This window comes from Methylobacterium sp. Gmos3 (assembly GCF_056430985.1).
The window spans coordinates 40,244-64,721 of record NZ_JBWJYL010000009.1 but is presented as its reverse complement, the minus strand read 5'-3'; the positions used below and the strand labels follow the sequence as shown (position 1 = coordinate 64,721).

General features: G+C 71.2%; 21 protein-coding genes. 13 read left to right on the top strand and 8 right to left on the bottom strand.

The features are described 5' to 3' along the window. Position 1 precedes the first annotated feature (1 nt). The 3 genes from ACS5Q7_RS19295 to ACS5Q7_RS19285 all read left to right on the top strand — a co-directional run bounded on the left by ACS5Q7_RS19295 (position 2) and on the right by ACS5Q7_RS19285 (position 2,862). On the top strand, positions 2-1,834 hold the full coding sequence (locus ACS5Q7_RS19295) for a stimulus-sensing domain-containing protein (protein WP_478340889.1): 1,833 nt from the start codon (positions 2-4) through the stop codon (positions 1,832-1,834). Continuing rightward, positions 1,834-2,274 (top strand): HPr kinase/phosphorylase, encoded by a 441-nt coding sequence (locus ACS5Q7_RS19290; protein WP_478340888.1) that lies wholly within the window; start codon positions 1,834-1,836, stop codon positions 2,272-2,274. Before ACS5Q7_RS19295 ends, ACS5Q7_RS19290 begins: the two co-directional genes overlap by 1 nt. Before the next feature lie 186 nt (positions 2,275-2,460). Then, positions 2,461-2,862: a PTS sugar transporter subunit IIA gene (locus tag ACS5Q7_RS19285; RefSeq protein WP_243929963.1), complete on the top strand. Its 402-nt coding sequence runs from the start codon at positions 2,461-2,463 to the stop codon at positions 2,860-2,862. Here the strand turns inward: ACS5Q7_RS19285 and ACS5Q7_RS19280 are convergent. From ACS5Q7_RS19280 to ACS5Q7_RS19265, 4 genes are all read right to left on the bottom strand, one after another. Then, positions 2,828-3,724: an EamA family transporter gene (locus ACS5Q7_RS19280; RefSeq protein ID WP_478340887.1), complete on the bottom strand. Its 897-nt coding sequence runs from the start codon at positions 3,722-3,724 to the stop codon at positions 2,828-2,830. The two genes, ACS5Q7_RS19285 and ACS5Q7_RS19280, sit on opposite strands and share 35 nt — an antisense overlap. Before the next feature lie 170 nt (positions 3,725-3,894). Beyond that, positions 3,895-4,581, bottom strand: a complete 687-nt coding sequence (rpe, locus tag ACS5Q7_RS19275) for a ribulose-phosphate 3-epimerase (RefSeq protein WP_478340886.1) — start codon at positions 4,579-4,581, stop codon at positions 3,895-3,897. Positions 4,582-4,754: 173 nt separating this feature from the next. Beyond that, positions 4,755-5,615, bottom strand: coding sequence for a phosphoribulokinase (locus ACS5Q7_RS19270; protein ID WP_478340885.1), 861 nt, complete (start codon positions 5,613-5,615; stop codon positions 4,755-4,757). A 26-nt stretch (positions 5,616-5,641) separates the two neighbouring features. Then, positions 5,642-6,691, bottom strand: a complete 1,050-nt coding sequence (locus ACS5Q7_RS19265) for a class 1 fructose-bisphosphatase (protein ID WP_478340884.1) — start codon at positions 6,689-6,691, stop codon at positions 5,642-5,644. A gap of 168 nt (positions 6,692-6,859) precedes the next feature. On the opposite strand from ACS5Q7_RS19265, the gene ACS5Q7_RS19260 reads away from it, so the two are divergent. Then, on the top strand, positions 6,860-7,807 hold the full coding sequence (locus ACS5Q7_RS19260) for a LysR family transcriptional regulator (protein WP_478340883.1): 948 nt from the start codon (positions 6,860-6,862) through the stop codon (positions 7,805-7,807). 2 nt (positions 7,808-7,809) lie between these two features. Continuing rightward, positions 7,810-9,048 (top strand): NAD(P)/FAD-dependent oxidoreductase, encoded by a 1,239-nt coding sequence (locus tag ACS5Q7_RS19255; RefSeq protein WP_478340882.1) that lies wholly within the window; start codon positions 7,810-7,812, stop codon positions 9,046-9,048. Here the strand turns inward: ACS5Q7_RS19255 and ACS5Q7_RS19250 are convergent. Both ACS5Q7_RS19250 and ACS5Q7_RS19245 read right to left on the bottom strand, forming a co-directional pair. After that, positions 9,020-10,231, bottom strand: a complete 1,212-nt coding sequence (locus ACS5Q7_RS19250) for an MFS transporter (RefSeq protein WP_478340881.1) — start codon at positions 10,229-10,231, stop codon at positions 9,020-9,022. The genes ACS5Q7_RS19255 and ACS5Q7_RS19250 overlap by 29 nt on opposite strands. Positions 10,232-10,319: 88 nt before the next feature. Then, positions 10,320-11,234, bottom strand: coding sequence for a LysR family transcriptional regulator (locus ACS5Q7_RS19245; RefSeq protein ID WP_478340880.1), 915 nt, complete (start codon positions 11,232-11,234; stop codon positions 10,320-10,322). 94 nt (positions 11,235-11,328) lie between these two features. On the opposite strand from ACS5Q7_RS19245, the gene ACS5Q7_RS19240 reads away from it, so the two are divergent. The 6 genes from ACS5Q7_RS19240 to ACS5Q7_RS19215 all read left to right on the top strand — a co-directional run bounded on the left by ACS5Q7_RS19240 (position 11,329) and on the right by ACS5Q7_RS19215 (position 17,455). Further along, the gene (locus ACS5Q7_RS19240; RefSeq protein ID WP_478340879.1) at positions 11,329-11,940 is read left to right on the top strand and encodes a glutathione S-transferase family protein; all 612 of its coding nucleotides are present in this window, start codon (positions 11,329-11,331) and stop codon (positions 11,938-11,940) included. A 5-nt stretch (positions 11,941-11,945) separates the two neighbouring features. Next, positions 11,946-12,878: a pyridoxamine 5'-phosphate oxidase family protein gene (locus ACS5Q7_RS19235; RefSeq protein ID WP_478340878.1), complete on the top strand. Its 933-nt coding sequence runs from the start codon at positions 11,946-11,948 to the stop codon at positions 12,876-12,878. A gap of 129 nt (positions 12,879-13,007) precedes the next feature. Next, positions 13,008-13,388, top strand: coding sequence for a response regulator (locus tag ACS5Q7_RS19230; protein WP_243959128.1), 381 nt, complete (start codon positions 13,008-13,010; stop codon positions 13,386-13,388). A gap of 44 nt (positions 13,389-13,432) precedes the next feature. Then, positions 13,433-15,394: an AI-2E family transporter gene (locus ACS5Q7_RS19225; protein ID WP_478340877.1), complete on the top strand. Its 1,962-nt coding sequence runs from the start codon at positions 13,433-13,435 to the stop codon at positions 15,392-15,394. 118 nt (positions 15,395-15,512) lie between these two features. Continuing rightward, complete coding sequence (locus tag ACS5Q7_RS19220; RefSeq protein ID WP_478340876.1) at positions 15,513-17,114, top strand: hybrid sensor histidine kinase/response regulator; 1,602 nt, start codon at positions 15,513-15,515, stop codon at positions 17,112-17,114. Between the two features lie 29 nt (positions 17,115-17,143). Further along, positions 17,144-17,455: a plasmid stabilization protein gene (locus tag ACS5Q7_RS19215; RefSeq protein WP_478340875.1), complete on the top strand. Its 312-nt coding sequence runs from the start codon at positions 17,144-17,146 to the stop codon at positions 17,453-17,455. A 7-nt stretch (positions 17,456-17,462) separates the two neighbouring features. Here the strand turns inward: ACS5Q7_RS19215 and ACS5Q7_RS19210 are convergent, their stop codons facing one another. After that, positions 17,463-18,359: a ketopantoate reductase family protein gene (locus ACS5Q7_RS19210; RefSeq protein ID WP_478340874.1), complete on the bottom strand. Its 897-nt coding sequence runs from the start codon at positions 18,357-18,359 to the stop codon at positions 17,463-17,465. Further along, entirely contained in the window at positions 18,356-21,406 is a 3,051-nt protein-coding gene (gene ydiJ / locus ACS5Q7_RS19205) for a D-2-hydroxyglutarate dehydrogenase YdiJ (RefSeq protein ID WP_478340873.1), read from the bottom strand. The genes ACS5Q7_RS19210 and ydiJ overlap by 4 nt, the downstream gene beginning before the upstream one ends. Before the next feature lie 96 nt (positions 21,407-21,502). Here ydiJ and ACS5Q7_RS19200 point away from each other — a divergent pair, with 96 nt between their 5' ends. Further along, positions 21,503-21,841, top strand: a complete 339-nt coding sequence (locus ACS5Q7_RS19200) for a hypothetical protein (RefSeq protein ID WP_478340872.1) — start codon at positions 21,503-21,505, stop codon at positions 21,839-21,841. 304 nt (positions 21,842-22,145) lie between these two features. Then, the gene (rnr, locus tag ACS5Q7_RS19195; RefSeq protein WP_478340871.1) at positions 22,146-24,455 is read left to right on the top strand and encodes a ribonuclease R; all 2,310 of its coding nucleotides are present in this window, start codon (positions 22,146-22,148) and stop codon (positions 24,453-24,455) included. Positions 24,456-24,478: the final 23 nt, after the last annotated feature.

The window sequence follows — 24,478 nt, the reverse complement described above, 5'->3', positions numbered from 1 at the left end:
GATGGATCGCTCACCCGTGTCGCCACCGCATGCCTCCCAGGCTCACGACGTTGCCACCGACGATGCCCCCTCCCGCCCCTGGACGCGCCAGGCCCTGTCCTATCCCCTGCGCCTGCCGCGCGCCCTGTGGGATGGAGTGGGCCAGCGCGCCGCGTCGAGCCTCACGCGCCGCATCGTCGTCCTCAACCTCGTCGGGCTGATCGCGCTCCTCGTCGGCTTCCTCTACCTGAACCAGTTCCGGCAGGGCCTGATTCAGGCCCGCGTCCAAAGTCTCGCGATCCAGGGCGAGATCATCGCGGGCGCCATCGCCGCCTCCGCCTCGGTCGAAACGGACACGATCCGCATCGATCCCGACAAGCTGCTGCAGCAGCAGGCCGGCGAGGGCGAAGAGGAAACGCAGCCGCTCACCTTCTCGCTGAACCCGGAGAGGGTGGCGCCGCTGCTGGCGCGCCTCGTGACGCCCACCGGAAACCGCGCCCGCGTCTACGATCAGGAAGGCGGGCTGCTGTTCGACACCCGCACCCTGTTCAAGCGCGGCGACGCCTCGCGCCAGGACCTCGCCGCCGCCCGGCCGCACAAGGCGGGCCTGCTCGAATCGGCCTTCGACGCCGTCCACGCCAAGCTCACCGGCCTGTTCGGGCGCTCGGCGCCGCAGGAGGAGGCCGGGCCGGTCAACGGCCATTCCCTGCGCGAGGTCCAGGCCGCCCTGAACGGCGCCCGCGGCAGCCTCGTGCGCCGCAACGCCCTGAGCGAGACCACGGTCTCGGTGGCGGTGCCGATCCACAAGGCCGGCGCGGTGCGCGGCGCGCTGCTCATCTCCACGCAGGGCGACGCCATCGACCGGGTGATCGCCTCCGAGCGATTCGGCCTGTTCCAGGTGTTCCTGATCGCCGCGATGGTGATGGTGGTGCTGTCCTTCCTGCTGGCGGGCGCCATCGCAGGGCCGGTGCGGCGCCTCGCGGAGGCTGCCGAGAAGGTGCGCATGGGCATCAAGACCCGCGAGGAAATCCCGGACTTCACCGAGCGCACCGACGAGATCGGCCACCTCTCCGGCGCCCTGCGGGACATGACCCAGGCGCTGTACCGGCGCATCGACGCCATCGAAAACTTCGCCGCCGACGTCAGCCACGAATTGAAGAACCCGCTGACCTCGCTGCGCAGCGCCGTCGAGACCCTGCCGCTGGCCAAGACCGAGGATTCGCGCGGCCGGCTGATGGCGATCATCCAGCACGACGTGAAGCGCCTCGACCGGCTCATCAGCGACATCGCCGACGCCTCGCGCCTCGATGCCGAGCTCGCCCGCGCCGAGGCGCGGCGGGTCGACCTGAAGAAGCTCCTGTCCACCGTCGTCTCGGTGGCGAACGAACGGCGGCGGCCGAAGGATTGCCTGATCCAGCTCGATCTCGACCCCAACGATCCCGAGGGCGCCTACGCGATCATCGGCCATGACAGCCGGCTCGGGCAGGTGGTGAACAACCTCCTCGACAATGCCCGCTCGTTCTCGCCCTCTGACGCGAAGGTGCGCGTCGCCCTGCGCAGGGTGCGCAACGAGATCGAACTGGTCTGCGAGGACGAGGGTCCGGGTATCCCCGAGCACGCCCTGGAGCGGATCTTCGAGCGCTTCTACACCGACCGGCCGGAACAGGGCTTCGGCCAGAATTCCGGCCTCGGCCTCTCGATCTCCCGCCAGATCGTCCAGGCGCATCGCGGCACGATCCGCGCGGAGAACCGGCCCGGCGTCCCCAACGAGGAGGGCGAACCCACCGTGCGCGGCGCCCGCTTCATCGTTCGCCTGCCGGCCGCATCCCGGTCACTGTCGCAGCACGCCGCCTGATGGAAAGCCTGCACGCCGCCTGCGTCGTGCTGGGCGAGGCGGGCGTGCTGATTCTCGGACCCTCGGGGGCGGGCAAGTCGACGCTGGCCCTGATGCTGGCCGATTCGCCCGGCGGTGCGCTGGTGGCGGACGACCGGGTGCGGATCCTGCCGCGCGGAGGGCGCCTCGTCGCCTGTCCGCATCCCGCTGAGGCGGGGCGCGTGGAAATCAGGGGACAGGGCCTGCTCACCGCCGAGGTGCTCGGCCTCGCGCGCCGTCCGGAGGCCGTGCTGAGGCTGGCCATCGACCTCGTGGAGACGCAGCCGCGCCTGCCCGATCCGCCTTCGGCCGCGCGAATCCTGGGGATAGGCCTGCCCCGCCTGATCCTCGACCGGGGTGCCCGGGCGGCGGGCCTCGCGCCGATGCTCGTGCGGGCCGCGCTGCGGGCCAAGGCCGAGTGAAAGGGAAGCGTGACTTCGCAGCCGCACACACACGGTCTTTTGCTTAATTGCCCCGCAAGCCGTAGCCTCGGCCTCTCCGCCATGGCATGATTCCATGAATGCGCGGGCAAAGGGTCGCGATCGCCTTGTGAGATACTGTGCAATGCACAACATGGCGGTTCGCATAGGATGTCGGAACACGTGTCGATGATTGGCATGGTGCTCGTCACCCACGGGTTGCTCGCGACCGAGTTCAAGGCCGCTCTCGAGCACGTGGTCGGCCCCCAGGATCAGATCGAAACGATCACGATCGGGCCGGAAGACGATATGGAATTGAGGCGCCGGGACATCATGTCCGCGGTGTGCCGGGTGAACACCGGCGAGGGCGTCGTCGTGCTAACCGACATGTTCGGCGGCACCCCCTCGAACCTTGCCCTGTCGTGCATGAACGGCGGCTCGGTGGAGGTGGTGGCGGGCATCAACCTGCCCATGCTCATCAAGCTCGCGAGCGTGCGCGACGAGGAAAGCCTCGGCGACGCGGTGCTTCACGCCCAGGAGGCGGGGCGCAAATACATCAACGTCGCGTCGCGGGTTCTGGCGGGGAAGTGAGCGCCGCCGCCGGCTGCCGCCGACGGGTGGCGGTGATGCCGGCGGAAGCCACGATCACCAGGCCGATGGCGAGCCATTGCACCGGCGTCAGCGCCTCGCCGATCAGGACATAGGCCAGCAGCGCGGCGACGGCCGGCTCCAGGCTCATCAGCACGCCGAAGGTCGTCCGGTCGAGGCGGCGCAGTGCCACCATCTCCAGAGAATACGGCAGGGCGCTCGACAGGAGCGCCACCGCGAATCCGAGCACGAGGGTCGCGGGCGCGAACAGGGCCGTGCCTGCCTCCGCGAGCCCCGCCGGCGCGACGACCAGGGCGGCGGCGAGCATCCCCCAGGCCACGGCCTGCCCGCCATCGACGCGGCCCGCCCGCTGCCCGAACAGGATGTAGAGCGCCCAGGCCACCCCTGCCGCGAGCGCCAGGGCGATGCCGAGGGGATCGAGCCCGCCCGTCCCTCCGAGGGGCAGGAGCAGGCCGAGCCCCAGGACGGCGAGGCCGATCCAGGCGAGATCGGCCGTCCGCCGCGAGCCGGCGATGGCGAGGACGAGGGGGCCGGTGAACTCGACGGCCACCGCCGGGCCGATGGGGAGCCGCGTCAGGGCGAGGTAGAACAGCAGGTTCATCACCCCCAGCGCCGCCCCGTAGAGGGCGATCCACCCGGCCTCCCGCAGCGTGAGGCTGCGCCGCCACGGGCGCCAGACGGCGAGCAGCACGAGGGCCGAGAAGCCGACGCGCAGGCTCGCCGTCCCCGCCGCGCCGACGGAGGGGAACAGGGATTTCGCGATGGCCGCCCCGCCCTGAAGCGAGACCATTCCGGTGAGGAGGGCCGCGACGGGCAGGAGGAGGGCGTTACCGGGACGCCGCATACGGGGACCGGGGGTTGGGAGGTGACCCCTCTCCCCGCCTGCGGGCAGAGGCCCGCATGGACCCTGTCGTCGATGCGGGAAGCGAAGGCGAAGCCGAAGCGGCGGTGAGGGGACTCAGCCCTCTCCCCGCAGGCGGGGCGAGGGGATGCGCGGAACGCGCGCGGCGCGGCTCACACCGACAGGATTCGCCCCGACGCCCCTTCCGCGCCCGCGCGGATCGCCGCGATGCGCTCGGCATAGGCCGCTTCGCCGCCGCCGAAGACGGCGTTGCCGGCGACGAACGTATCGGCGCCGGCCCGGCTCGCCAGACGCACCGTCTCCGCATCGATGCCGCCGTCGACCTCGAGGCGGATATCGCGGCCCGCGATCATCGCCCGCACCCGCGAGACGGTCTCCATCGAGGATTTCAGGAAGCTCTGGCCGCCGAAGCCGGGGTTCACGGTCATCACCAGCACGAGGTCGGCGATGTCGAGGAGGGGCTCGACGGTCGCCGCCGGGGTGCCGGGGTTGATCGCGATGCCGGCGCGCTTGCCGAGGTCGCGGATGGTCTGAAGCGAGCGGTGGATATGCGGCCCGGCCTCGGCATGGACGGTGATGCCGTCCGCCCCGGCCTGCGCGAAGGCGGCGAGGTAGGGATCGGCCGGGGCGATCATCAGGTGGACGTCGAAGTACTTCTGCGTGTGCGGTCGCAGGGCCTTCACCACCGGAGCGCCGAAGGTGATGTTGGGCACGAAATGCCCGTCCATCACATCGAGGTGGATCCAGTCGGCGCCGGCGGCCTCGACGGCGCGCAGCTCCTCCGCGAGCCGCGAGAAATCGGCCGAAAGGATCGAGGGGGCGATGACGGGAGGAAGCATCGGACGTCTTTCGAGGATTCTGCGGATGCCCGCAGTCGTCATTGCGAGCGCAGCGAAGCAATCCAGGGGCGGCGGGACGTTTCCGGCCGAGGCGTCTCCCTGGATTGCTTCGCTACGCTCGCAATGACGGGGCGCTATTCAGGCCGGGTCTTCGCGCGGGAGCGTCGCGGACGTCAAGCCAATCGCCGTCGCCGCTCCACGAGCTGCATGATGATCGGCGTGAGGATGAGCTGCATCGCCAGATCGAGCTTGCCGCCGGGGATCACGATGGAATTCGCCCGGCTCATGAACGAATCGTGGATCATCGACACGAGATAGGAGAAGTCGATCCCCTTCGGATTCTTGAAGCGGATCACCACCATCGATTCGTCGGCGGTGGGAATCCAGCGGGCGATGAACGGGTTCGAGGTGTCCACCGTCGGCACGCGCTGGAAGTTGATGTCCGTCCACGAGAATTGCGGGCAGATGGTCTGCACGTAATCGGGCATCCGCCGCAGGATCACATCCGTCACCGCCTCGGTGGAATAACCCCGGAACGAGCGGTCCCGGTGCAGCTTCTGCACCCATTCGAGGTTGATGACCGGCACCACCCCGATCTTCAGGTCGGCGTAGCGGGCGATGTCGACCTGATCGTTCACGACGCAGCCGTGCAGCCCCTCGTAGAAAAGGAGGTCCGAGCCCGGCAGGAACGCCTCCCATTCGGAGAAGGTGCCCTCTTGGATGCCGTAGAGCCGCGCATCGTGGGCATCGTGGGCGTAGTGGCGGGTGCGCCCGCCGCCCGATTCGGAATAGGTGCGGAACACCTCCTCCAGCTCGGGCAGGAGGTTCGCCTTCGGGGCGAAGTGGGAGAGCGTCGCCTCCCGCGCCATCATCTGGCGCATCGTGTCCCGGTCGAAGGCGTGGAAGCCGTCGCCCTCGATGAAGACGGCGTGCACGTCCTCCCGGCGGAAGATCTGCTCGAACGTGTTGCGGACGGAGGTGGTGCCGGCCCCCGAGGAGCCGGTCACCGAGATGATGGGATGGCGTGCCGACATCGCCGTTGACCGGACCGGCCTCCCCCTCAGGGACGCATCAGGCCGCGCTGGCCGAACAGCGGCGAGCGGCCCGCATCCGGCTTGCCGCCGGCGTAGTAGGTGCCGACGCAGGTGACTTCCTCCGTCGAGCCGCAGATGAGCGGGGCGCGCTCGTGGATGCCCGTGGCGACGAGGTCGAGGATACGCTCCTGCCCGTCCGTCGCGGTGCCGCCGGCCTGCTCGATCAGCATGGCCACGGGGGCGACCTCGTAGAGCAGCCGCAGGCGACCGCGCGCGTAGCCCTTCCGGGAATCGCCCGGATAGAGGAACACGCCGCCGCGCGTCAGCACCCGCTGCATGTCGGCCACCATCGAGCCGAGCCAGCGCATGTTGAAGTCCTTGTCGCGCGGGCCTTCGGTCCCGCGCTGGCAATCCTCCACGAAGGCCTTGACCGGCGGATCCCAGAAGCGGGCGTTCGAGGCGTTGATCGCGTATTCCTTGGCCCCCGCCGGGATCTTCATGGCCGCGACGGTGAGGCGGAACTGACCCACCTCCCGGTCGAGGACGAAGGTCTGCGTGCCCTGGCCGAAGGTGACGATGAGGGTCGTCGCCGGCCCGTAATTCACGAAGCCCGCCGCGAGCTGCGCCGTGCCCGGGGTGCGGAAGCTCGCCACCACGTCGTCGCCGGGGATCGCCGGGCGGATACCGAACACGGTGCCCACCACCATGTTGACGCCGATGTTGGACGAGCCATCCAGCGGGTCGATGGCGACGGCGAGCGGCGCGGTGGGGTTCAGCACCATCACGTCCGCCGCCTCTTCCGAAGCGACGGTGGCGACGGGGGCGCCGCGCAGGGCCGCCGTGACGCGCTCGTGGGCGATCACGTCGAGGGCCTTCTGCACGTCGCCGTCGCTGTTCTGGTCGCCGGTGGCGGCGAGGTCGCCGCCGAGCGCCCCGCGTCCGATCACGGCGCTGATCTCGATGGAGGCCTCCGCCACGGCCGCGACCACGGCGGCGGTGTCCCGCAGGCCCGCATCGGCCTGCACCACCTGCGCGAGATAGGCGTCGAGGGGTGTCCCGACCGCTAGATCCGCCATCGGCCTGTCCTTCTTGTGGGGCTGCTACGTTCGGGATCGGATCTGTAGCCGTCCGGCGCCGCCCATCATAGACGGCCGTGCGGGAGGATCGATAAGAACCCTCGGATACGCTCGTCAAGAAATCTGCACGGCCTTGCGGCCCGGGTCAAAAAAAACGAAAAGCCGGCCATGCGCAACCTGTCCCTGAAGCAGCTCCAGGCGGTCGCGGCCGTGGCCAAGCTCGGCACCATGACGCGGGCCGCGCAGGAGCTGAACGTCACCTCGGCCGCGCTCTACGCGCGGATCCGGCAGTTGGAGGAGGAGGCCGGGCTTCTCCTGTTCGACCGCACGCCCTCGGGCCTCAAGCCCACGGATGCCGGCCGCGAGATGCTGTGGGCGATCGACAGCATCAACACCATCCTCGAAACCTGCACCGACCGGCTGCGTTCCCTGCGCGGCATCTCCGGCGGGCGCGTGGCGCTCGGCGTGGTGACGACGGCGAAGTACTTCGCGCCGCAAGTCATCGCGGGATTCTCCAAGTTGCATCCCGGCGTGGAGATCAGCCTCTCGGTGCGCAACCGGGGCCAGACGGTGGAAGCCCTGCGCGGCTACGAGATCGACTTCGCGGTGATGGGCCGCCCGCCGCGCGACTTCCCCATCGAGGCCGCGACCTTCGGCCCGCACCCGCTGGTGCTGGTGGCCGCCCCCGACCATCCCCTCGCCGGCCGCCGGGGCCTCGCCCGCACCGACCTCGCGGATCAGGCCTTCTTCATGCGCGAGGAGGGTTCGGGCACGCGCACCGTCTTCGAGGAGTTCATGACCGGCGTGCTGGTGAAGCGCGCCCTCCTCGACATCGACACCGGCTCGAACGAGACGATCAAGCAGGCGGTGATCGCCGGGCTCGGGCTGGCCCTGCTCTCGGCCCATTCCGTCGCGGCCGAGGTCGAGACGGGGCGCCTCGCCGTCCTCGACGTCGCCGGCCTGCCGATCCGGCGCGACTGGTATGCGGTGCGCCGCGCCGACAAGGTGCTCGGCCCCGCCGCCTCGGCGGTGTGGAGCTACCTGATGAGCGACGGGGAACGCTGGCTCCCCGGCCTCGACCTGATCAAGCCAGCCGTGGCGGTACGGGGGAAGTAGGCGTGGAACCGGGCATCGTCATCGTCGGCGCCGGGCAGGCGGGGTTCCAGGCCGCCGCCTCGCTGCGGGAGGGCGGCTATCACGGCCCCCTGACCCTCGTCGGCGACGAGACCGCCCTGCCCTACCAGCGCCCGCCCCTGTCGAAGGCCTATCTCGCGGGCAAGACCGACGCGGACGGCCTCGCCCTGCGGCCCGCCTCGTTCTTCGCGGACCACCGCATCACCCTCCACGCGGCGAGCCCGGCGAAGGCCATCGACCGCGAGGGACGCCGCCTCGTCCTCGCGGACGGCACCGCGCTGCCTTTCGCCCACCTCGTCCTCGCCACGGGCTCGCGCAACCGGCCCCTGCCGGTGCCGGGCGCGGACCTCGACGGGGTGCGCCAGTTGCGCGGCCTCGCCGATGCCGACGCCCTCAAGGCGGCGCTTGAAGGAGGGCCGCGCATCGTCGTGATCGGCGCGGGCTTCATCGGCCTCGAATTCGCGGCGGTGGCCGCCGGGCGGGGGCTCGACGTCACCGTCGTGGAGGCCGCCGACCGAGCGATGGCGCGGGCCGTCTCCACCGAGACCGCCGCGTTCTTCCGCACGGCGCACGAAGCGTTGGGCGTGCGCTTCGCCTTCGCGGCAGGGGTGACGGCCATCGCTGGAGAGGGGGGCCGCGTCCGCGCCGTCGCCCTGGCGGATGGGCGCGAGTTGCCGGCGGATCTCGTCGTCGTCGGCATCGGCGTCCTGCCGAACGCGGACCTCGCGGCCGAAGCAGGCCTACCCGCCGCCGACGGGGTGCGGGTGGATGCCTTCCTCGCCACGTCCGATCCGGCGATCTCGGCCATCGGCGATTGTGCCCGGTTCCCCAGCCCCTTCGCCCATGGGCTGAACGGGGATGGGACCGTGCGCATCGAATCGGTGCAGAACGCCATCGACCAGGGCCGCTGCCTCGCCGCCCGGCTCACCGGCAAGCCGGCGGCCTATGCCGCGCTGCCGTGGTTCTGGAGCGACCAGGGTCCGCACAAGCTCCAGATCGCCGGGCTCTCGGCGCCGGGCGACGCGGCGGTGATCCGGGGCGAGGGCAACGCGTTCTCGGTGTTCCGCTTCCGGGACGGGCGGCTGAGCGCGGTCGAATCCATCAACCGGGCGGGCGACCACATGATCGCCCGGCGCCTCCTGAGCGCCGGCACGCCCCTCACCCCCGATCAGGCCGCCGACCCGGCCCTCGATCTCAAGGCGCTGGCGATGGGACGGGGCTGACCACCGGCCGCGACAACAGCGTGGCGGTGGTGAAGCCCAGCGCAACGATGGTCGCCGCGCAGGCGGCGAGCGCCCAGAACTGGCCGAAGACTTGCAATCCCTCGCCGACGATGGCGACGCTGACCGCCTGTCCGCAGAAGTAGGAGAAGGCGTGCAGCGCCACCGCCGAGCCGCGCGCCTTGGGCGCGACCTCGGTGACCTGCGTCTGGTAGGTGTTGTGGAGCATGTAGAAGCCGAGCCCCATCACCGTCAGGGCTGCGCAATCCGCCTGCCACGATCCGGCGGCGCCGATGATCAGCAGGGCGACGGCGCAGACGATACCGCCGACGATCAGCATCCGCGCCATGCCGAGCAGGCGCACCATCACGCCGACGAGGGCCGCGTAGACCAGCCCACCGACGGCGAAGCCCGCGAGCGCCAGACCCGCCTCGCGCGGGCCTCCGGCCTCCCGCGCTTCGAGCAGGGGGGCGAGGTGGGGGAACACGCCGAAGATCGCGATGGCCTCGACGAAGACGGCGCTGAACAGCACCCGCGCCCGCGGGTTGGCGAGGATCGTCCGGTAATTCGTGAGCGCCGCGCCGAAGGCCGGGCGGCGGGCGGGGACGCGATCCCCGGCGGGGAAGCCGAACGCCACGGCGGCGCAGGCGAGGCCGGCGACGATGGCCGTCACCCCCGCCACGCCCCGCCAGCCGATCGAGGTCTCGATCAACCCCGCGACGGTCGAGCCGGAGAGCTGGCCGAGGATTACCGCCACGAGGAACCGCCCGATGGCGACCTGTCGGCCCGCCATCGGCACCCCGTCGCCGAGCAGGGCGAGGGAGAGGGGGATGCAGCCGCCGGCCGCCGCCCCGGCGAGCATCCGCAGGGCGAAGAGCCAGGTCAGGTCCGGCGCGACGAAGCAGAGGGCCAGCGCGAGGCACAGCACCGCGAGGCACCCCGTCATCACCCGCGCCTTGCCCAGCGCATCCCCCACCGGGCCGAGGATCGGCTGGATGAGGGCGTAGGGCAGCGCGAAGGCGGTGGAGAGCAGGGCGACCCGGTGGGGATCGCCGCCGAGATCGCGGGCGATGACGCCGACCAGCGGCTCGAACGACCGGAGCGCGAAGGTGCTGCCGAATCCGGCGCAGGCGAGGACGACGATGAGCCTCGGGATCGGATCGGCCGAGGCGGAGGGGGCGGACATCGCAGCGGGATCCGGCGAAAGCGCGTGGGCCGCCTTGGCATGCCAGCGCGGGGAGCAAAAGTGTGCTGCGGCACACATCGCCCGGGAGTCAGGACATCCCCGCCCCGCTGTTCCCTCCCTCGCTGTGCAGCACGGGCAGCGCCCGCAGGGCCGCGCTCGCGTGGTCGAGGAAGGCGTTCACCCGCGCCGGGCGGTGATCGGCGCCGGGGGTGACGAGTTGCACCGGCACCGGCGGCGGCTCGTGGCGGGGGAGAAGGCGCACCAGCCGGCCTGCCGCGATGTCCTCGGCGGCCTGATAGGACAGGACGCGGGCGATGCCCCGCCCGGCCCGCGCCGCTGTGAGCGCGGCCTCGACCTCGTTGACGATGAGGCGCGGGGTGAGGCGCACGCGGGTGCGGCCGAACAGCCATTCGAGAGGACCGGAGCGGACCTGGCCGAGGATCGTGTCGTGGGCAGCCAGATCGGCCGGCTTCTGCGGGGCGCCACGGGCGGCGAGGTAATCCGGGCTCGCCACGAGGATCCGGCGGACCTGGCCCACCCGGCGGGCGACGAGGCGCGATTCGGCGAGCGCCCCGATGCGGAGGGCCACGTCGAGCCGTTCCTCCACGAGATCGACGTTGCGGTCGGCCAGAACGAGCTCGACCTGCGTCTCGGGGTAGGCATCGAGGAAGGAGGCGACGACCGGCGCGATGTGCCGCCGCCCGAACAGGACCGGGGCCGTGATCCGCACGAGGCCCCGCACCAGCCCCTCGCCCGCCCCGAGGATCGCTCCTTCGTAGCCAGAGACGAGCCCCCGCGCCTGTTCGGCCAGCGCCAGCCCCGCCGGAGTGGGCGCGAGGCGCCGGGTGGTGCGCGCCACGAGTCGCGTCCCGACCCGCGCCTCCAGCGCGGCGAGCGCCCGCGTCGCCGCCGCAGCGGAACGGTTCAGGCGTCGCGCCGCGCCGGCGAGGCTGCCGGCGTCGATGATCGCAACGAAGAGGGCCAATTCGTCCAGGCGGTCCATGATCGTTGCGGGATCTGAAATTCTGAATGCCGAAGAGACCCGGTTTCGGGCGGCGCGTGCAAGGGCGATCTTACCGGTGGAAGGAGAATCCACCATGTCCGATCCCGATATCACCCTCTACGGCCTGCGCCTCTCGGGTCACTCGCACCGCGCCGAGTTGTTCCTGTCGCTGCTCGGCCTGCCCTACCGCTTCGTGCAGGCCCTGCCGCCGACGCCGGAGCTGCGCCGCCTCAACCCGCTCGGGCAGGTGCCGGTGCTCACGGATGGTGAGGTCGTCGTCTCCGACAGCAATGCCATCCTCGTCTATCTCGCGGCCCGCTACGCTCCCGGCAGCGACTGGATGCCAGCCGATCCCGTCGGGGCCGCCGCCGTGCAGCGCTGGCTGTCGATCGCATCGGGGGAGGTGCGCACCGGCCCGGCGCTCGCCCGGCTGATGATCGTCTTCGGCGCCAAGGCGGATCGCGAGACCGTCCACGCGACGGCCAAGCGTGTCCTGACCTTCATGGACGGGCACCTGACGGACCGGGCCTTCCTCGCGGCGGACCACCCGACGCTCGCCGACATCGCCTGCTATTCCTACGTCGCCCATGCGCCGGAGGGCGGCGTCTCGCTCGCGCCCTATCCGGCGATCCGCGCCTGGATCGGCCGGATCGAGGCCCTGCCGGACTTCGTCGCCATGCCGGCCTCGCCCATCCCGGAGGAGTGAGAGCCATGGCCACCTTCCACGACGACGAGCGCGCGGCGCAGGCTCTGGCCGGCCACGTCCTCGGCGACATCCCGGCGATCCGGTCCTTCATGCCGGATCAGCACCGGACCTTCTTCGCCGGGCTCCCCTACCTGTTCGTCGGGACCCTCGACGAAACGGGCTGGCCCGTCGCCACGGTGGCGACGGGCACGCCGGGCTTCATCCACTCGCCCGACGCGACGCATCTGCGCATCGCCGATACCCCGGCCCCCGACGACCCGGCCGGCCGCCATCTCGTGGCGGGACGCCCGGTCGGCCTGCTCGGGATCGACCTGTCGAACCGCCGCCGCAACCGCGCCAACGGCACGATCACCGGCCGGGACGAGGACGGGTTCACGGTTCAAGTCGCGGAGAGCTTCGGCAACTGCCCGAAATACATCCAGCGCCGGGAGGCGAGCCCGCTCCTGCGGCGGACGGGCCGGAGCGCGCCGCTCACCGGCCTCGACGCCGCCGCCCGCGCGATCATCGGGGCCGCCGACACGCTGTTCATCGCCAGCCGGTCCCGCGAGGGTCTGGCCGGGGGGGTGGACATCTCCCACCGGGGCGGACGGCCGGGCTTCGTCCGCGTGGAGGGCGATGGGCTGTGCGTGCCGGACTTTTCCGGCAACCGCTTCTTCAACACGTTCGGCAACTTGCTCGGCGACCCGCGCGCCGCCCTGCTGATCCCGGATTTCGAGACCGGCGACCTCCTCGTCCTCCAGGGCCGTGCCGAGGTCGACTGGAGTGGAACCGCAGCCTCCGGCTTCGCGGGGGCCGAGCGCTCCTGGCGCTTCGAGATCGCCCAGGGCTGGCATCGGCCGGGCGCCCTGCCCTTCCGCTGGAGCGCCCCGGAACCCGCGCCGCAGATCGCCGCCACGGGATCCTGGGGGATGCCGGATACTCCTCTGTCCGTTGAATAATCAATTCATGCACACGGAACCGTCACGGAGGGAGGGACCGGAACGGCCCGGCGGGCGTTGGAACTGGTCGGAGCATTGTGCATCGCCGCGCGATGGCGCAGAGCAGGAACGGGGCGATGGGGGATGGGGATGGCGAAGATACTGCTCGTCGAAGATCACGAGGAGATCTGGGACTTCCTGTCCCGGCGCCTCAAGCGGCGGGGCTACGAGGTGATCCTGGCCCATGACGGCGAGGCCGGCGTGCGGCAGGCCCGCGCCGGACAGCCGGACGTGATTCTCCTCGACATGAACCTTCCCGTCCTCGACGGCTGGTCCGCCGCCCGTGCCCTCAAGGCCGGGGCGGATACCCGCACCATCCCGATCATCGCGCTGACCGCCCACGCCATGTCCGGCGACCGGGACAAGGCGATCCAGGCCGGCTGCGACGACTACCACCCGAAGCCGGTCGATTTCTCGAAGCTGCTCAGCCAGATCAGCACGGCCCTCGGCGAGACGGCGCAGACCGGCTGACAACGGCTTCGCATGGAGGGGTTTCGGGTGAAGGAAGCGTATCAGTGAGCGAGGATCCGGTCACGGCGCAGCGCCTGAAGCAGGGCCTGCCGATCATGGTGGCGCTCGCCTCCTTCCTCCTCGTCGTGGGGGTGATGGCCGCGCTGTATTTCGGGCGCGAGATCCTCGTGCCCGTCACCCTGGCGATCCTCCTGAGCTTCGTGCTCGCGCCCTTCGTGCGGCTGCTGCGCCGGGCGCGGGTGCCGCGCGCGCCCGCCGTGATGCTCGTCGTGGTGATCGTGTTCGGCGCCCTGTTCGGGATCGGCAGCCTCATCGCCAGCGAGGCCTCGCAACTCGCCTCCGACCTGCCCCGCTACACCCTGACGATGCGCGACAAGATCCGCGACTTGCGCGGGGCCACCGACGGGTCGAGTTCTCTCTCGCGCCTCGTGGACATGGTGCAGGACCTCGGCGCGGCGATCTCGCCGCCGCCGGCCGCCGAGTACAAGGGCGAGCCGGGCTCCCCCACCCATCCGCTGACGGTGGAGCTGAGCCCGGCGCGGGCGAGCGTCCTCGACACGCTCCAGACCTTCGCCGGCCCGGTGCTGCATCCGCTGGCCACCACCGGCCTGATCCTGATCTTCACGATCTTCATCCTGATGCAGCGGGAGGATCTGCGGAACCGCGCGATCCGCCTGATCGGCCCCGGCGACCTGCGCCGGACGACCGCCGCCATCGACGACGCCACGAGCCGGCTTTCCAAGTTCTTCCTGGCGCAGCTTGCCCTGAACATCGCCTTCGGCGTGGTGATCGGACTCGGCCTGCGCTTCATCGGCGTGCCGAGCCCGACCCTGTTCGGCGTGCTGGCGGCGATCCTGCGCTTCGTGCCGTATATCGGCGCGGCGATCAGCGCCCTGCTGCCGGTGATCCTGGCAGCGGCGGTGGACCCCGGCTGGTCGATGGTGATCTCCACCGTCGCCCTGTTCCTCGTGGTCGAGCCCCTTTGCGGCCATGTGATCGAGCCGCTGCTCTACGGCCATTCCACCGGCATCTCGCCCATCGCGGTGATTCTCTCGGCGACGATCTGGACCTTCCTGTGGGGGCCGATCGGACTCGTCCTGGCGACGCCGCTCACCGTCTGCCTCGTGGTGCTCGGCCGCCATGTCGACCGGCTCTGGTACCTCGACGTGCTGCTCGGCGACCGGCCGGCGCTGGCGCCCTCCGAAATCTTCTACCAGCGGATGCTCGCCAACGACCCCGCCGAGGCCATCGAGCAGGGGCGGCAATTCCTGAAGGAGCGCGCCCTCGTCACCTATTACGATCAGGTCGTGCAGGCGGGGCTGCTGATGGCGCAGGAGGACCTGTCGCGCGGGACCCTGGTGCGCGAGCGGCAGGAGGAGGTCGGCGCCGCGATCCGCGCCGTGGTCGCGCGGCTCGGCACCCTCCCCGTCGCCCGGCGGGCGCGGCGCAAGACCAGCCGGGGCGCCGACACCGAGACGGCGGCAGCCCTCGACGCGGTCGGCCCCGACCGGCAGGAGGCGGCCATCGTGCTCGGGCGCGAGGATCTCGCCCCCGCGTGGCGCGGCGCCAAGCCGGTGCTGTGCGTGTCCAGCCGGGGGCCGTTCGACGAGGCGGCGACGCTGATGCTGAGCCAGGTCCTCGCCCGGCACGGCCTCGCCTCGCAGACCTTGTCCATGGCCGCGATCCGCGCGGGCGAGCGGCCGGAGGAGCAGGAGGGCATCGCGATGGTGTGCTTCTCCTACCTCGAACCCGTCAGCCTCTCGCAGGTGCGCTTCACCGTGCGGCAGGCCCGCGCCGCCATCCCCGGCGTGAAGGTGCTCGTGGGCTTCTGGCGCGAGCGCGACCCGGCGAGCCTCGCCCGCCTGCGCCGGGCGACCTCGGCGGACTACCTCGTCACCTCGCTGAGCGATGCCCTCTCCACCGCGCTGGCGGCGAGCCGGGCGCCCCAGCCCGCGCCCGCCCTGGCCAAGCCGGCGCCGCAGGAACCCGCACTGGCCCTCGCTTGAGGGCCGGCGTTCCCTTTCGCACTTGCGCAGATTTCCGCCCAAGCTAGGGGGAACCGTTGATGTCGGTAGTGCGATTCCCCCCGTCGCCGGCCCTCGGCGGGAGCGTGAGACCCAAGTGATGTCCGAGTCCCAAGGGACACGCGTCCACGACGACGCCCCGGCGGAGGTTTCCGACCCCAGGAGCGAGATCTTCTTCGCCGCCGTCGAGACGACGCGGATGCCGATGATCGTCACGGACCCGCGCCAGCCCGACAACCCGATCATCTTCGCCAACCGCGCCTTCCTGGCGATGACCGGCTACACGCCGGAGGAACTGGTCGGCCGCAACTGCCGCTTCCTCCAGGGACCCGAGACCGACCGGGAAACCATCGCCCAGGTGCGCGCGGCCATCGTCGAGCGGCGGGAATTCGCCACCGAGATCCTGAACTACCGCAAGAACGGCTCGACCTTCTGGAACGCCCTGTTCGTCTCGCCCGTGCACAACACGGAAGGGGAGCTCGTCTACTATTTCGGCTCGCAGCTCGACGTCTCCCGCCGCCGCGACGCGGAGGAGGCTTTGGGCCAGGCGCAGAAGATGGAGGCCCTCGGCCAGTTGACCGGCGGCATCGCCCACGACTTCAACAACCTGCTGCAGGTGATCGTCGGCTACGTCGACATCCTCGCCGCCGGGCTGGAGAAGCCCGATGCCGACCGGGCGCGGCTCGGGCGGGCCACCGACAACATCCGGCAGGCGGCCGAGCGCGCCACCACCCTCACGCAGCAGCTCCTGGCCTTCGCACGCAAGCAGCGCCTGGAAGGCCGCTCGGTGAACCTGAACACCCTCGTGGAGGGGATGCGGGACATGATCGACCGGTCGGTCGGCGACGCGGTGCAGGTGGAGTTCGACCTCGCGGAGGACCTCTGGAACTGCCGCGTCGACCCGACCCAGGCCGAGGTCGCGCTCCTCAACGTCCTCATCAACGCCCGCGACGCGATGCCGGGCGGCGGCACCGTGCGCATCGCCACCGCCAACCGCACGGTGACGGTGAATGCCGACCACGAGGTCGGCCCCCTGCGCGAGGGGCGCTACACCTCCATCGCCGTCAGCGACACCGGCACCGGCATCCCGCCCGCCGTGCTGGCGCGGGTGATGGACCCGTTCTTCACCACCAAGGAAGAGGGCAAGGGCACCGGGCTCGGCCTTTCCATGGTCTACGGTTTCGCCAAGCAATCCGGCGGGGCGGCGCAGATCGAATCCGCCGTCGGGTCCGGCACGACGGTCAAGCTGTCCTTTCCGGCGGTGGAGGGCGAGCAGGCCATGCCCGCCAAGGTCGCCCTGCGCACCGTCGAGCGGCCGGGCACGGAGACGGTCCTCGTGGTGGACGACCGTCAGGACGTGGCCGAGCTCGCCCGCACGATCCTGCGCGACTTCGGCTACACGGTGCTGATGGCCGGGAGCGGCAAGGAGGCGCTGGAGATCCTCGATTCCAGCGAGAGCATCGACCTGCTCTTCACCGACATGATCATGCCCGGCGGCATGAACGGCGTGGTGCTCGCCCGCGAGGCCCGCCGCCGCCAGCCGCGCCTGAAGGTGCTGCTGGCCACCGGCTACGCCGAGGCGAGCCTGGAGCGAACCGATGTGGGGGGTTCGGAATTCGACATTCTGAACAAGCCCTATCGCCGCACGGAGCTGATCCGGCGGGTGCGGGCTATCCTCGACGGTCCCACCGGAGTCGGGTGAGGCCGCCGCTTCCGTCGGGAGGACGCGCCATGTCCCAGGGCGACAAGTCGAAATACACGGACAAGCAGAAGCGCAAGGCCGAGCACATCGCCGAGTCCTATGAGAGCCGGGGCGTTCCGGAGAAGGAAGCCGAGGCCCGCGCCTGGGCCACCGTCAACAAGGACGACGGCGGCGGCAAGCATCCCGGCGGGTCGGGGCGGGCCAAGGAGACCGGCCACCCGGCGGCGCACAAGGGCGGCAAGGCCGGGGGCGCGGCTTCCTCGAAGCGTAGCGCCGCCGACCGCTCGGCCTCGGCCAAGAAGGCCGCCGCCACGCGCAAGGCGAACGCGGCGAAGGCGTGACTGCCAGTTAGGGCTCGACCAGCCTCACGAGCGTGTGCAGCACCCGGTTCGCCGGGGTTGGGATGCCCAGCCGCTCGCCCGCGCGGACGATGAAGCCGTTGAGATGGTCGATCTCCGTCCGGCGCCCCCGGGCGAGATCCTGGGCCGTGGAAGAGCGCTGCTCCGCCATGGTCGCCGCGATGGCGCGGACCTGATCCAGCATGTCCTCCGGCAGGCGCACGCCGCTGGCCTCCGCCACCGCGCGGCATTCGGCGGTGACGTCCGCCAGCACGGCCGCGACGCCCTCGCCGGCGAAGAGGCGCCCGTAGGGCTGGCCGCCCAGCGCCGAGAGGGCGTTCCAGGCGCAGTTGATCGTGAGCTTCGCCCAGAGGGCATCCCGCACCCGCTCGGACACGGTGACCGGGATGCCGGCCGCGTTCAGATGATCCGCGATCTTCTCGCCGCCCGGACCGAGGATCAAATCGCCCCGCCCGTGATGGCGGACATGGCCCGCGCCCTCCATGGCGGTGGCGACGTAGACCGCCACCGGCACGACCGGCCGCCCGAGGATCGAGGCCAGCCGCTCGCCGTTGTCGACGCCGTTCTGCAGGCTGAGGATCACGGCCCCGGGCGCCAGATGCGGCCGCATCGACCGCCCGGCCTCCTCCGTATCCCCCGACTTCACGCAAACCAGGACGCAATCCGCCCCGGCCACGCCCTCCGGCCCGGTGACGACGTTGAGCGCGATGGTTTCGCGTCCCCGCGCGGTGTCGAGGACGAGGCCCCGTTCGGCCACGGCCTCCGCGAGGGCCGGACGGCCGATCAGCGTGACCGGATGCCCGGCCTTGGCCAGCACGGCGCCGTAATAGCAGCCGACCGCCCCTGCTCCCATCACGGCGACGCGCATCGTGCGGGCCTCGCTCATGCCGCCGCCTTCCGGGTCGCCGCGACGGCGCTCGTCCGCACATGGTCGAGGAGCGCCCGCACCGGATGGCGCAGGCGGATGCCGTCCACGAGCTTCGCCTGGGAGCGGCAGGAATAGCCATCCGCCAGGAGATCCCCCGCCGACGCGGCGACGTGGTGCGCCCAGCTCTGCCGGTAGATCGTCTCGGAGGTGGCGCGATGGCTCGCCTCGTGGCCGTAGGTCCCGGCCATGCCGCAGCAGCCGGAGGCCGGCACGTCGAGGCTCAGGCCGAGATGGGTGAACACGGCCTGCCAGTCCTTCACCGCGCCGGGTGCGTTGGTGCGCTCGGTACAATGGGGCAGCAGGCGGTAGCGGCCCCCGCCGTCGCGCGGGGCGATCTCTCCGAGCCGGCCGGAGAGCCATTCCTGCACCATCTCGACCTTGGGCACCGCCCCGGCAGGCAGCGCGGCGGCGTATTCCGAACGGTAGGTGAGCGTCATCGACGGGTCGATGCCGATCAGCGGCACACCCTCTGCCGCGAGGGCCCGCAGGGAGGCCGCACCCTCGGCGGCGACCTGGCCGAACCGGGCGAGGAAGCCGTGGACATGGAGCGGCTTGCCGTTCGGCCGGTAGGGCGCGAGCCAGGGCCGGAAGCCGAGTTCCACCAACAGGGCGCAGAGGTCGGCGACGAGTTCCGCCTCGAAATGCGTGGTGAAGGCGTCCTGCACGATCACCACGGACTTCTTGCGCTCCTCCGCGCCAAGACCGCGCAGGGCCAGCGGGGTCGCGGTGGCGACGCCGAGCCTCGCCAGCGCCCCCGCAAGATCGAAGGTCGAGAGGGCGGGAATCGCCACCAGCCCGAGCCGCGCCATCACCGAGCGGGCGAGGGGGTTTGCGGCGATCACGTTGCCGAGCCGCGGCGCCCGCGCCGCCAGGGGCAGCAGCGGTTCGAGGGCCGCGATCAGATGGTCCTTCAGCGGACGCGGGTAGCGCTGGTGGTAGAGCGCCAGGAATTTCGCCCGGAAGCTCGGCACGTCCACCTTGATCGGGCAGGAGCCCGTGCAGGACTTGCAGGCGAGGCAGCCATCCATCGCCTCCTTCACCGCGTGGGAGAAGTCGTCCCGGTTGCCGGCGGGGCGCAGGCTGCGCATCAGGTCGGCGAGCCAGTTCGGGCGTTCGGACTTGAGCGCGGCGGCGGGGTCCGCCCCAGCTGCCGTGGCGAGCCGCAGCCATTCCCGCATCAGCGAGGCGCGGCCCTTCGGCGAATGCCGCCGCTCGCGCGTCGCCTTCCACGACGGGCACATGGCCTCGTCGGTGTCGTAGGAGAAGCAGGCGCCATTGCCGTTGCAATGGAGCGCCGCATCGAACGCGGCGCGGACGGGGATGGGAATCGTCCGGTCGGCCTCGCCCCGGCGGGGCACGCCGTCGATCCGCGTGAGCGGCCGGCCGGCGGCGGAGGCGATCTTGCCGGGGTTCATCCGGTCGCCGGGGTCGAAGGCGCGCTTCACGATCTCCAGCACGGGCACCAGCGGCCCGAAGGTCTCGGGCACGAATTCCGAGCGGAAGCCCTTGCCGTGCTCGCCCCAGAGCAGCCCGCCGTAGCGCTTGGTGAGCGCGACGACGCCCTCCGTCACCTCGCGGATCAGGGGGGCCTGGCGCTCGTCCTTCAGGTCGATGGCCGGGCGGACATGGAGCACGCCGGCATCGACATGGCCGAACATGCCGTAGCGCAGGCCCTTGGCATCGAGGAGGGCGCGGAACTCGGCGATGTAATCGGCCAGCACCTCGGGGGGCACCGCCGTGTCCTCCACGAAGGGGATCGGCCTCGCCTCGCCCTTCGCCGCGCCGAGCAGGCCCACCGCCTTCTTGCGCATGGTCCACAGCCGCTCGATCGCCGCGCCCTTCGCCACCGTGTAGGCGAGGCGCTTGCCGTGGCTCTCGCGCTCCGCGTCGAGGACGGTCGTGAGCCGGCTCAAGGCCGCCGCGACGGCCCCTTCGTCGTCGCCGACGAACTCCACGAGATTGATGCCCTCGACGGTGCGGCCCGCCGGATCGTCGGGGAAGAAGGCCCGCACCTCGGCCCAGATCGGGTCCTTGCGGGCGAGGCCGAGCACCGTCGAATCGATGGTCTCGACGGAGGCCGCGCCGAAGGGCATCAGCGCCTGCGCGTCCCGGAGCGCCGCGTCGAAATCGACGTAGGACAGGGCGACCAGTGCCGCCGCCTTCGGGATCGGCAGGACGTTGAGCCGCGCCTCGGCGATGAGGGCCAGCGTCCCCTCCGAGCCGCAGATCAGGCTCTTCAGGTCGAACCGCCCCTCCCCGTCGCGGACATGGGCGAGGTCGTAGCCGGTGAGGCAGCGGTTGAGCTTGGGGAAGCGCTCGGCGATGAGTGCGGCGTACTCGGAAATCGCCGTATCCACCGTCCGGTGGATGTCCCCGACCCGGCCCGGCTGCGCCTTGGCGGCGGCGAGACCTTCGGCGTCGAGGGGTTCGGCCGTCCAGACGGTGCCGTCGGTGAGCACGCAGGTCAGCGCCAGAACGTGATCGCGGGTCTTGCCGTAGAGACAGGAGCCCTGGCCGCAGGCATCGGTGGAGATCATGCCGCCGAGGGTGGCGCGGTTCGAGGTCGAGAGTTCGGGGGCGAAGAACAGGCCGTGCTTAGCCAACTCGCGGTTGAGCTGGTCCTTCACCACGCCGGGCTCGACGCGAACCACCCGGTTCGCGACATCGATCTCCAGGATGCGGTTCATGTGCCGGGAGGTGTCGACCACGAGGCCATGGCCGAGCGACTGGCCGTTGGTCCCCGTCGCGCCGCCGCGCGGGCGGATGACGATCTCCGTGAAGCGCGGATTGTCCAGCAGGCGGGCGATCCGCACGAGGTCGTCGCGGGTTCGCGGGAAGGCGACGGCGCCGGGTTCGACCTGATAGATCGAGTTGTCGGTGGAAAAGACCGTCCGGTCGGCCGGCGTCAGCGACAGGTCGCCCGCGAAGCCGCGCGCGAGGAGTTCGGCGCAGGCGGCCTCGTAGAGGGGAACCGCGTCGGCGGTGCGGGTGAGAACCGGGATCATGCCGCGCGTTCTACACCCGGCGGCCCGCGAGGGAAGCCGAGGCGGCTGGCACCGCCCTTGCCAGTCCGTCGCAGGAGTCACTCACCGGGACAAGGCATGAACGCGGATGTGGAGCGGGTCAGGGATGCCCTGGCCGAATTAGTCAAGGCGGCCCTGCTCTCGGACGACGCCAAGAGCCTCGCCTGCCGAGAGGAAGGGGCCGCCCGGCTGAAAGCGCTGGCCGCGAACCCGCCGGACCCGGCCCATGTCCGAATCGACGGCGCCTGGACGCTCGCCGTCCAGCAGGCCGAGTCGCCGGACCTCGTCGACGAGGAGGGACAGGTGAACCTGACGCTGCCACGCCAATGCCCGTTCGCCCTCGACGCGTTGCTGGCACCGGGCTTCGACATCGACGGGGCGGTGGAGACGATCCGCAAGTCGGCCTCGACGGGGTAGAAGGTTTCTCGGACCGGCATTCCCCTCCCCCGTCTTTGCGAGCGACAGCGAAGCAATCCAGGGCAGCGAGACTTGTCCGACCGTAGCGTGTCCCTGGATTGCTTCGCTTCGCTCGCAAAGACGGAGGGCGAATGCGAGGGTGCCGCCGCGAACGCCCTCCTCCAACCCTTGACCGGAGCCAACCTGCGGCATCTGTTGACGAACACGGATGAGTCGTTGCCGTGCGCCGTCTGCGCCACCACCTTCGGGGGGAAGCGCGGGCCGCACGGCCCGCTCGTCCTTTCTCCAGACACGGCACGGATCTTTGGCACCCCGCACCCGCGCGAAGGCGGACACCGCCCTCCCCCAGACGCTCCCCACGCGCGAGCAGATCCTCGCCTTCGTCGCCGAATCGAAGGAACGCGTCGGCAAGCGCGAGATCGCCAAGGCCTTCGGCGTGAAGGGCGGCGCGGCGAAGATCGAGCTGAAGGCGATCCTCAAGGAGATCGAGGGCGAAGGCGCCCTGGAGCGCGGGCGCGGCGGCCTCGCGGCGGCCGGGCGCCTGCCGCCGGTCGTGCTCGCCGACATCCGCTCCCGCGACCGCCACGGCGACTTCCTGGCGGTGCCGGTGGAGTGGACCGGCGAAGGCAAGCCGCCCTCCATCGTGCTGATGCCGGTGCGCGGCGGGCGGGGCGCCAAGCGCCCGGCGCCGGGCATCGGTGATCGCGCCCTGATCCGCGTCGAGCGCGACGCGGAGGGCGGCTATTCCGGCCGGATCGTCAAGGTCATCGGGAAGAACAAGGCCGAGATCATCGGCGTCTACCGGGCGGGCGCCCAGGGCGGGCGGATCGTGCCCGTCGAGAAGAAGGGCCAGGGCAAGGAAATCCTGATCCCGCCCGGCGAGGAAGGCGAGGCCCGCGACGGCGACCTCGTGAGCGTCACGCTCGAACGCGAGACCCGCTTCGGCCTGCCCAAGGGCCGGGTGAAGGAGCGGCTGGGCTCGCTGGGCTCCGAGAAGGCGGTGAGCCTCATCGCCCTGCACATCCACGGCATCCCGCACGTCTTCGCCGACGCGACGCTGGCCGAGGCCGACGCGGTGAAGCCCGCCACGCTGAAGGGCCGCGAGGATTGGCGCGAACGGCCGCTGCTCACCATCGACCCGCCCGACGCCAAGGACCACGACGACGCGGTGATGGCCGAGCCCGACGAGGACCCCGCCAATGCCGGCGGCTTCGTCGTGACGGTCGCCATCGCGGATGTGGCGGCCTACGTCCGCCCCGGCACCAGCCTCGATCGGGAGGCTTTGGAGCGGGGCAACTCGGTCTACTTCCCCGATCGCGTCGTGCCGATGCTGCCCGAGCGCATCTCGAACGACCTGTGTTCCCTGCGCGAGGGCGAGGACCGCCCGGCGCTCGCCGTGCGCATGTTGATCGCCGCCGACGGGACGAAGCGCAAGCACACGTTCCACCGGGTGATGATGCGCTCGGCGGCGAAGCTCTCCTACGCGCAAGCCCAGGCCGCCATCGACGGCCATGGCGACGAGAAGACCGGGCCACTCCTCGACAAGGCCCTCAAGCCCCTCTGGGCCGCCTACGCGGCCCTGCGGACGGCGCGCGACCGGCGTGGGCCGCTGGCCCTCGACCTGCCCGAGCGCAAGGTACTGCTGACGCCGGAGGGCGGCGTCGACCGGGTGATCGTGCCCCAACGCCTCGACGCCCACCGGCTGATCGAGGAGTTCATGATCCAGGCGAACGTCGCCGCCGCCGAGACTTTGGAAGCGGCCAAGCACCCGCTGATCTACCGTGTCCACGACGAGCCGGCGGTGGAGAAGGTGCGGGCGCTCGGTGAGGTGCTGGCCTCCGTCGGCATCAAGCTGCCGAAGGAGGGCGCGCTGCGGCCCGACCTGTTCAACCGCATCCTGCGCTCGGTGGCCGAGACGGAGCACGCGGTGTTCATCAACGAGGTCGTGCTGCGCTCGCAGGCCCAGGCGGTCTACGCCTCCGAGAACCTCGGCCATTTCGGCCTGAACCTGCGCCGCTACGCGCATTTCACCTCGCCGATCCGGCGCTACGCCGACCTCATCGTCCACCGGGCGCTTATCTCGGCCTGCAGGCTCGGATCGGGCGGTTTGTCCTCCGACGTGTCGGTGGGGGACCTCGCTGCCATCGGCGAAAGCATTTCCGCCACGGAGCGCCGGGCCATGGCCGCCGAGCGCGAGACCATCGACCGGCTCATCGCGGGCCATCTCGCGGACCGCGTCGGCGCGACCTTCGCCGGGCAGATCTCCGGCGTGACCCGCGCCGGCCTGTTCATCAAGCTCGACGAGACCGGGGCGGACGGCTTCGTGCCGATCTCGCAGCTTGGCGCCGATTACTTCCGCCACGAGGAGGGCCGCCACGCCCTCGTCGGCGAGCGGACGGGCGAGACCTTCCGCCTGGGCGACCGGGTGGAGGTGCGCCTCGTGGAGGCCGCGCCCGTGGCCGGGGCGCTGCGCTTCGAGCTGCTGAGCGAGGGCAGGAAGAGGGGCGGCGGCGGGACGAGCAAGGCGCCCGGACGGCCGTTCAAGGCGGCCCCGCCCGGACGCCCCGCCGGCATCCGCAATTCCGGCACGCGCCATCGCGGCTCGCGGCGGTAAGCACTGTCGTCATTGCGAGCGTC

Coding starts and splice junctions, on each gene's coding strand:
- ACS5Q7_RS19295 (WP_478340889.1), top strand. CDS start 2: ATGGATCGCTCACCCGTGTCGCCACCGCATGCCTCCCAGGCTCACGAC.
- ACS5Q7_RS19290 (WP_478340888.1), top strand. CDS start 1,834: ATGGAAAGCCTGCACGCCGCCTGCGTCGTGCTGGGCGAGGCGGGCGTG.
- ACS5Q7_RS19285 (WP_243929963.1), top strand. CDS start 2,461: ATGATTGGCATGGTGCTCGTCACCCACGGGTTGCTCGCGACCGAGTTC.
- ACS5Q7_RS19280 (WP_478340887.1), bottom strand. CDS start 3,724: ATGCGGCGTCCCGGTAACGCCCTCCTCCTGCCCGTCGCGGCCCTCCTC.
- rpe (WP_478340886.1), bottom strand. CDS start 4,581: ATGCTTCCTCCCGTCATCGCCCCCTCGATCCTTTCGGCCGATTTCTCG.
- ACS5Q7_RS19270 (WP_478340885.1), bottom strand. CDS start 5,615: ATGTCGGCACGCCATCCCATCATCTCGGTGACCGGCTCCTCGGGGGCC.
- ACS5Q7_RS19265 (WP_478340884.1), bottom strand. CDS start 6,691: ATGGCGGATCTAGCGGTCGGGACACCCCTCGACGCCTATCTCGCGCAG.
- ACS5Q7_RS19260 (WP_478340883.1), top strand. CDS start 6,860: ATGCGCAACCTGTCCCTGAAGCAGCTCCAGGCGGTCGCGGCCGTGGCC.
- ACS5Q7_RS19250 (WP_478340881.1), bottom strand. CDS start 10,231: ATGTCCGCCCCCTCCGCCTCGGCCGATCCGATCCCGAGGCTCATCGTC.
- ACS5Q7_RS19245 (WP_478340880.1), bottom strand. CDS start 11,234: ATGGACCGCCTGGACGAATTGGCCCTCTTCGTTGCGATCATCGACGCC.
- ACS5Q7_RS19240 (WP_478340879.1), top strand. CDS start 11,329: ATGTCCGATCCCGATATCACCCTCTACGGCCTGCGCCTCTCGGGTCAC.
- ACS5Q7_RS19235 (WP_478340878.1), top strand. CDS start 11,946: ATGGCCACCTTCCACGACGACGAGCGCGCGGCGCAGGCTCTGGCCGGC.
- ACS5Q7_RS19230 (WP_243959128.1), top strand. CDS start 13,008: ATGGCGAAGATACTGCTCGTCGAAGATCACGAGGAGATCTGGGACTTC.
- ACS5Q7_RS19220 (WP_478340876.1), top strand. CDS start 15,513: ATGTCCGAGTCCCAAGGGACACGCGTCCACGACGACGCCCCGGCGGAG.
- ACS5Q7_RS19215 (WP_478340875.1), top strand. CDS start 17,144: ATGTCCCAGGGCGACAAGTCGAAATACACGGACAAGCAGAAGCGCAAG.
- ACS5Q7_RS19210 (WP_478340874.1), bottom strand. CDS start 18,359: ATGAGCGAGGCCCGCACGATGCGCGTCGCCGTGATGGGAGCAGGGGCG.
- ydiJ (WP_478340873.1), bottom strand. CDS start 21,406: ATGATCCCGGTTCTCACCCGCACCGCCGACGCGGTTCCCCTCTACGAG.
- ACS5Q7_RS19200 (WP_478340872.1), top strand. CDS start 21,503: ATGAACGCGGATGTGGAGCGGGTCAGGGATGCCCTGGCCGAATTAGTC.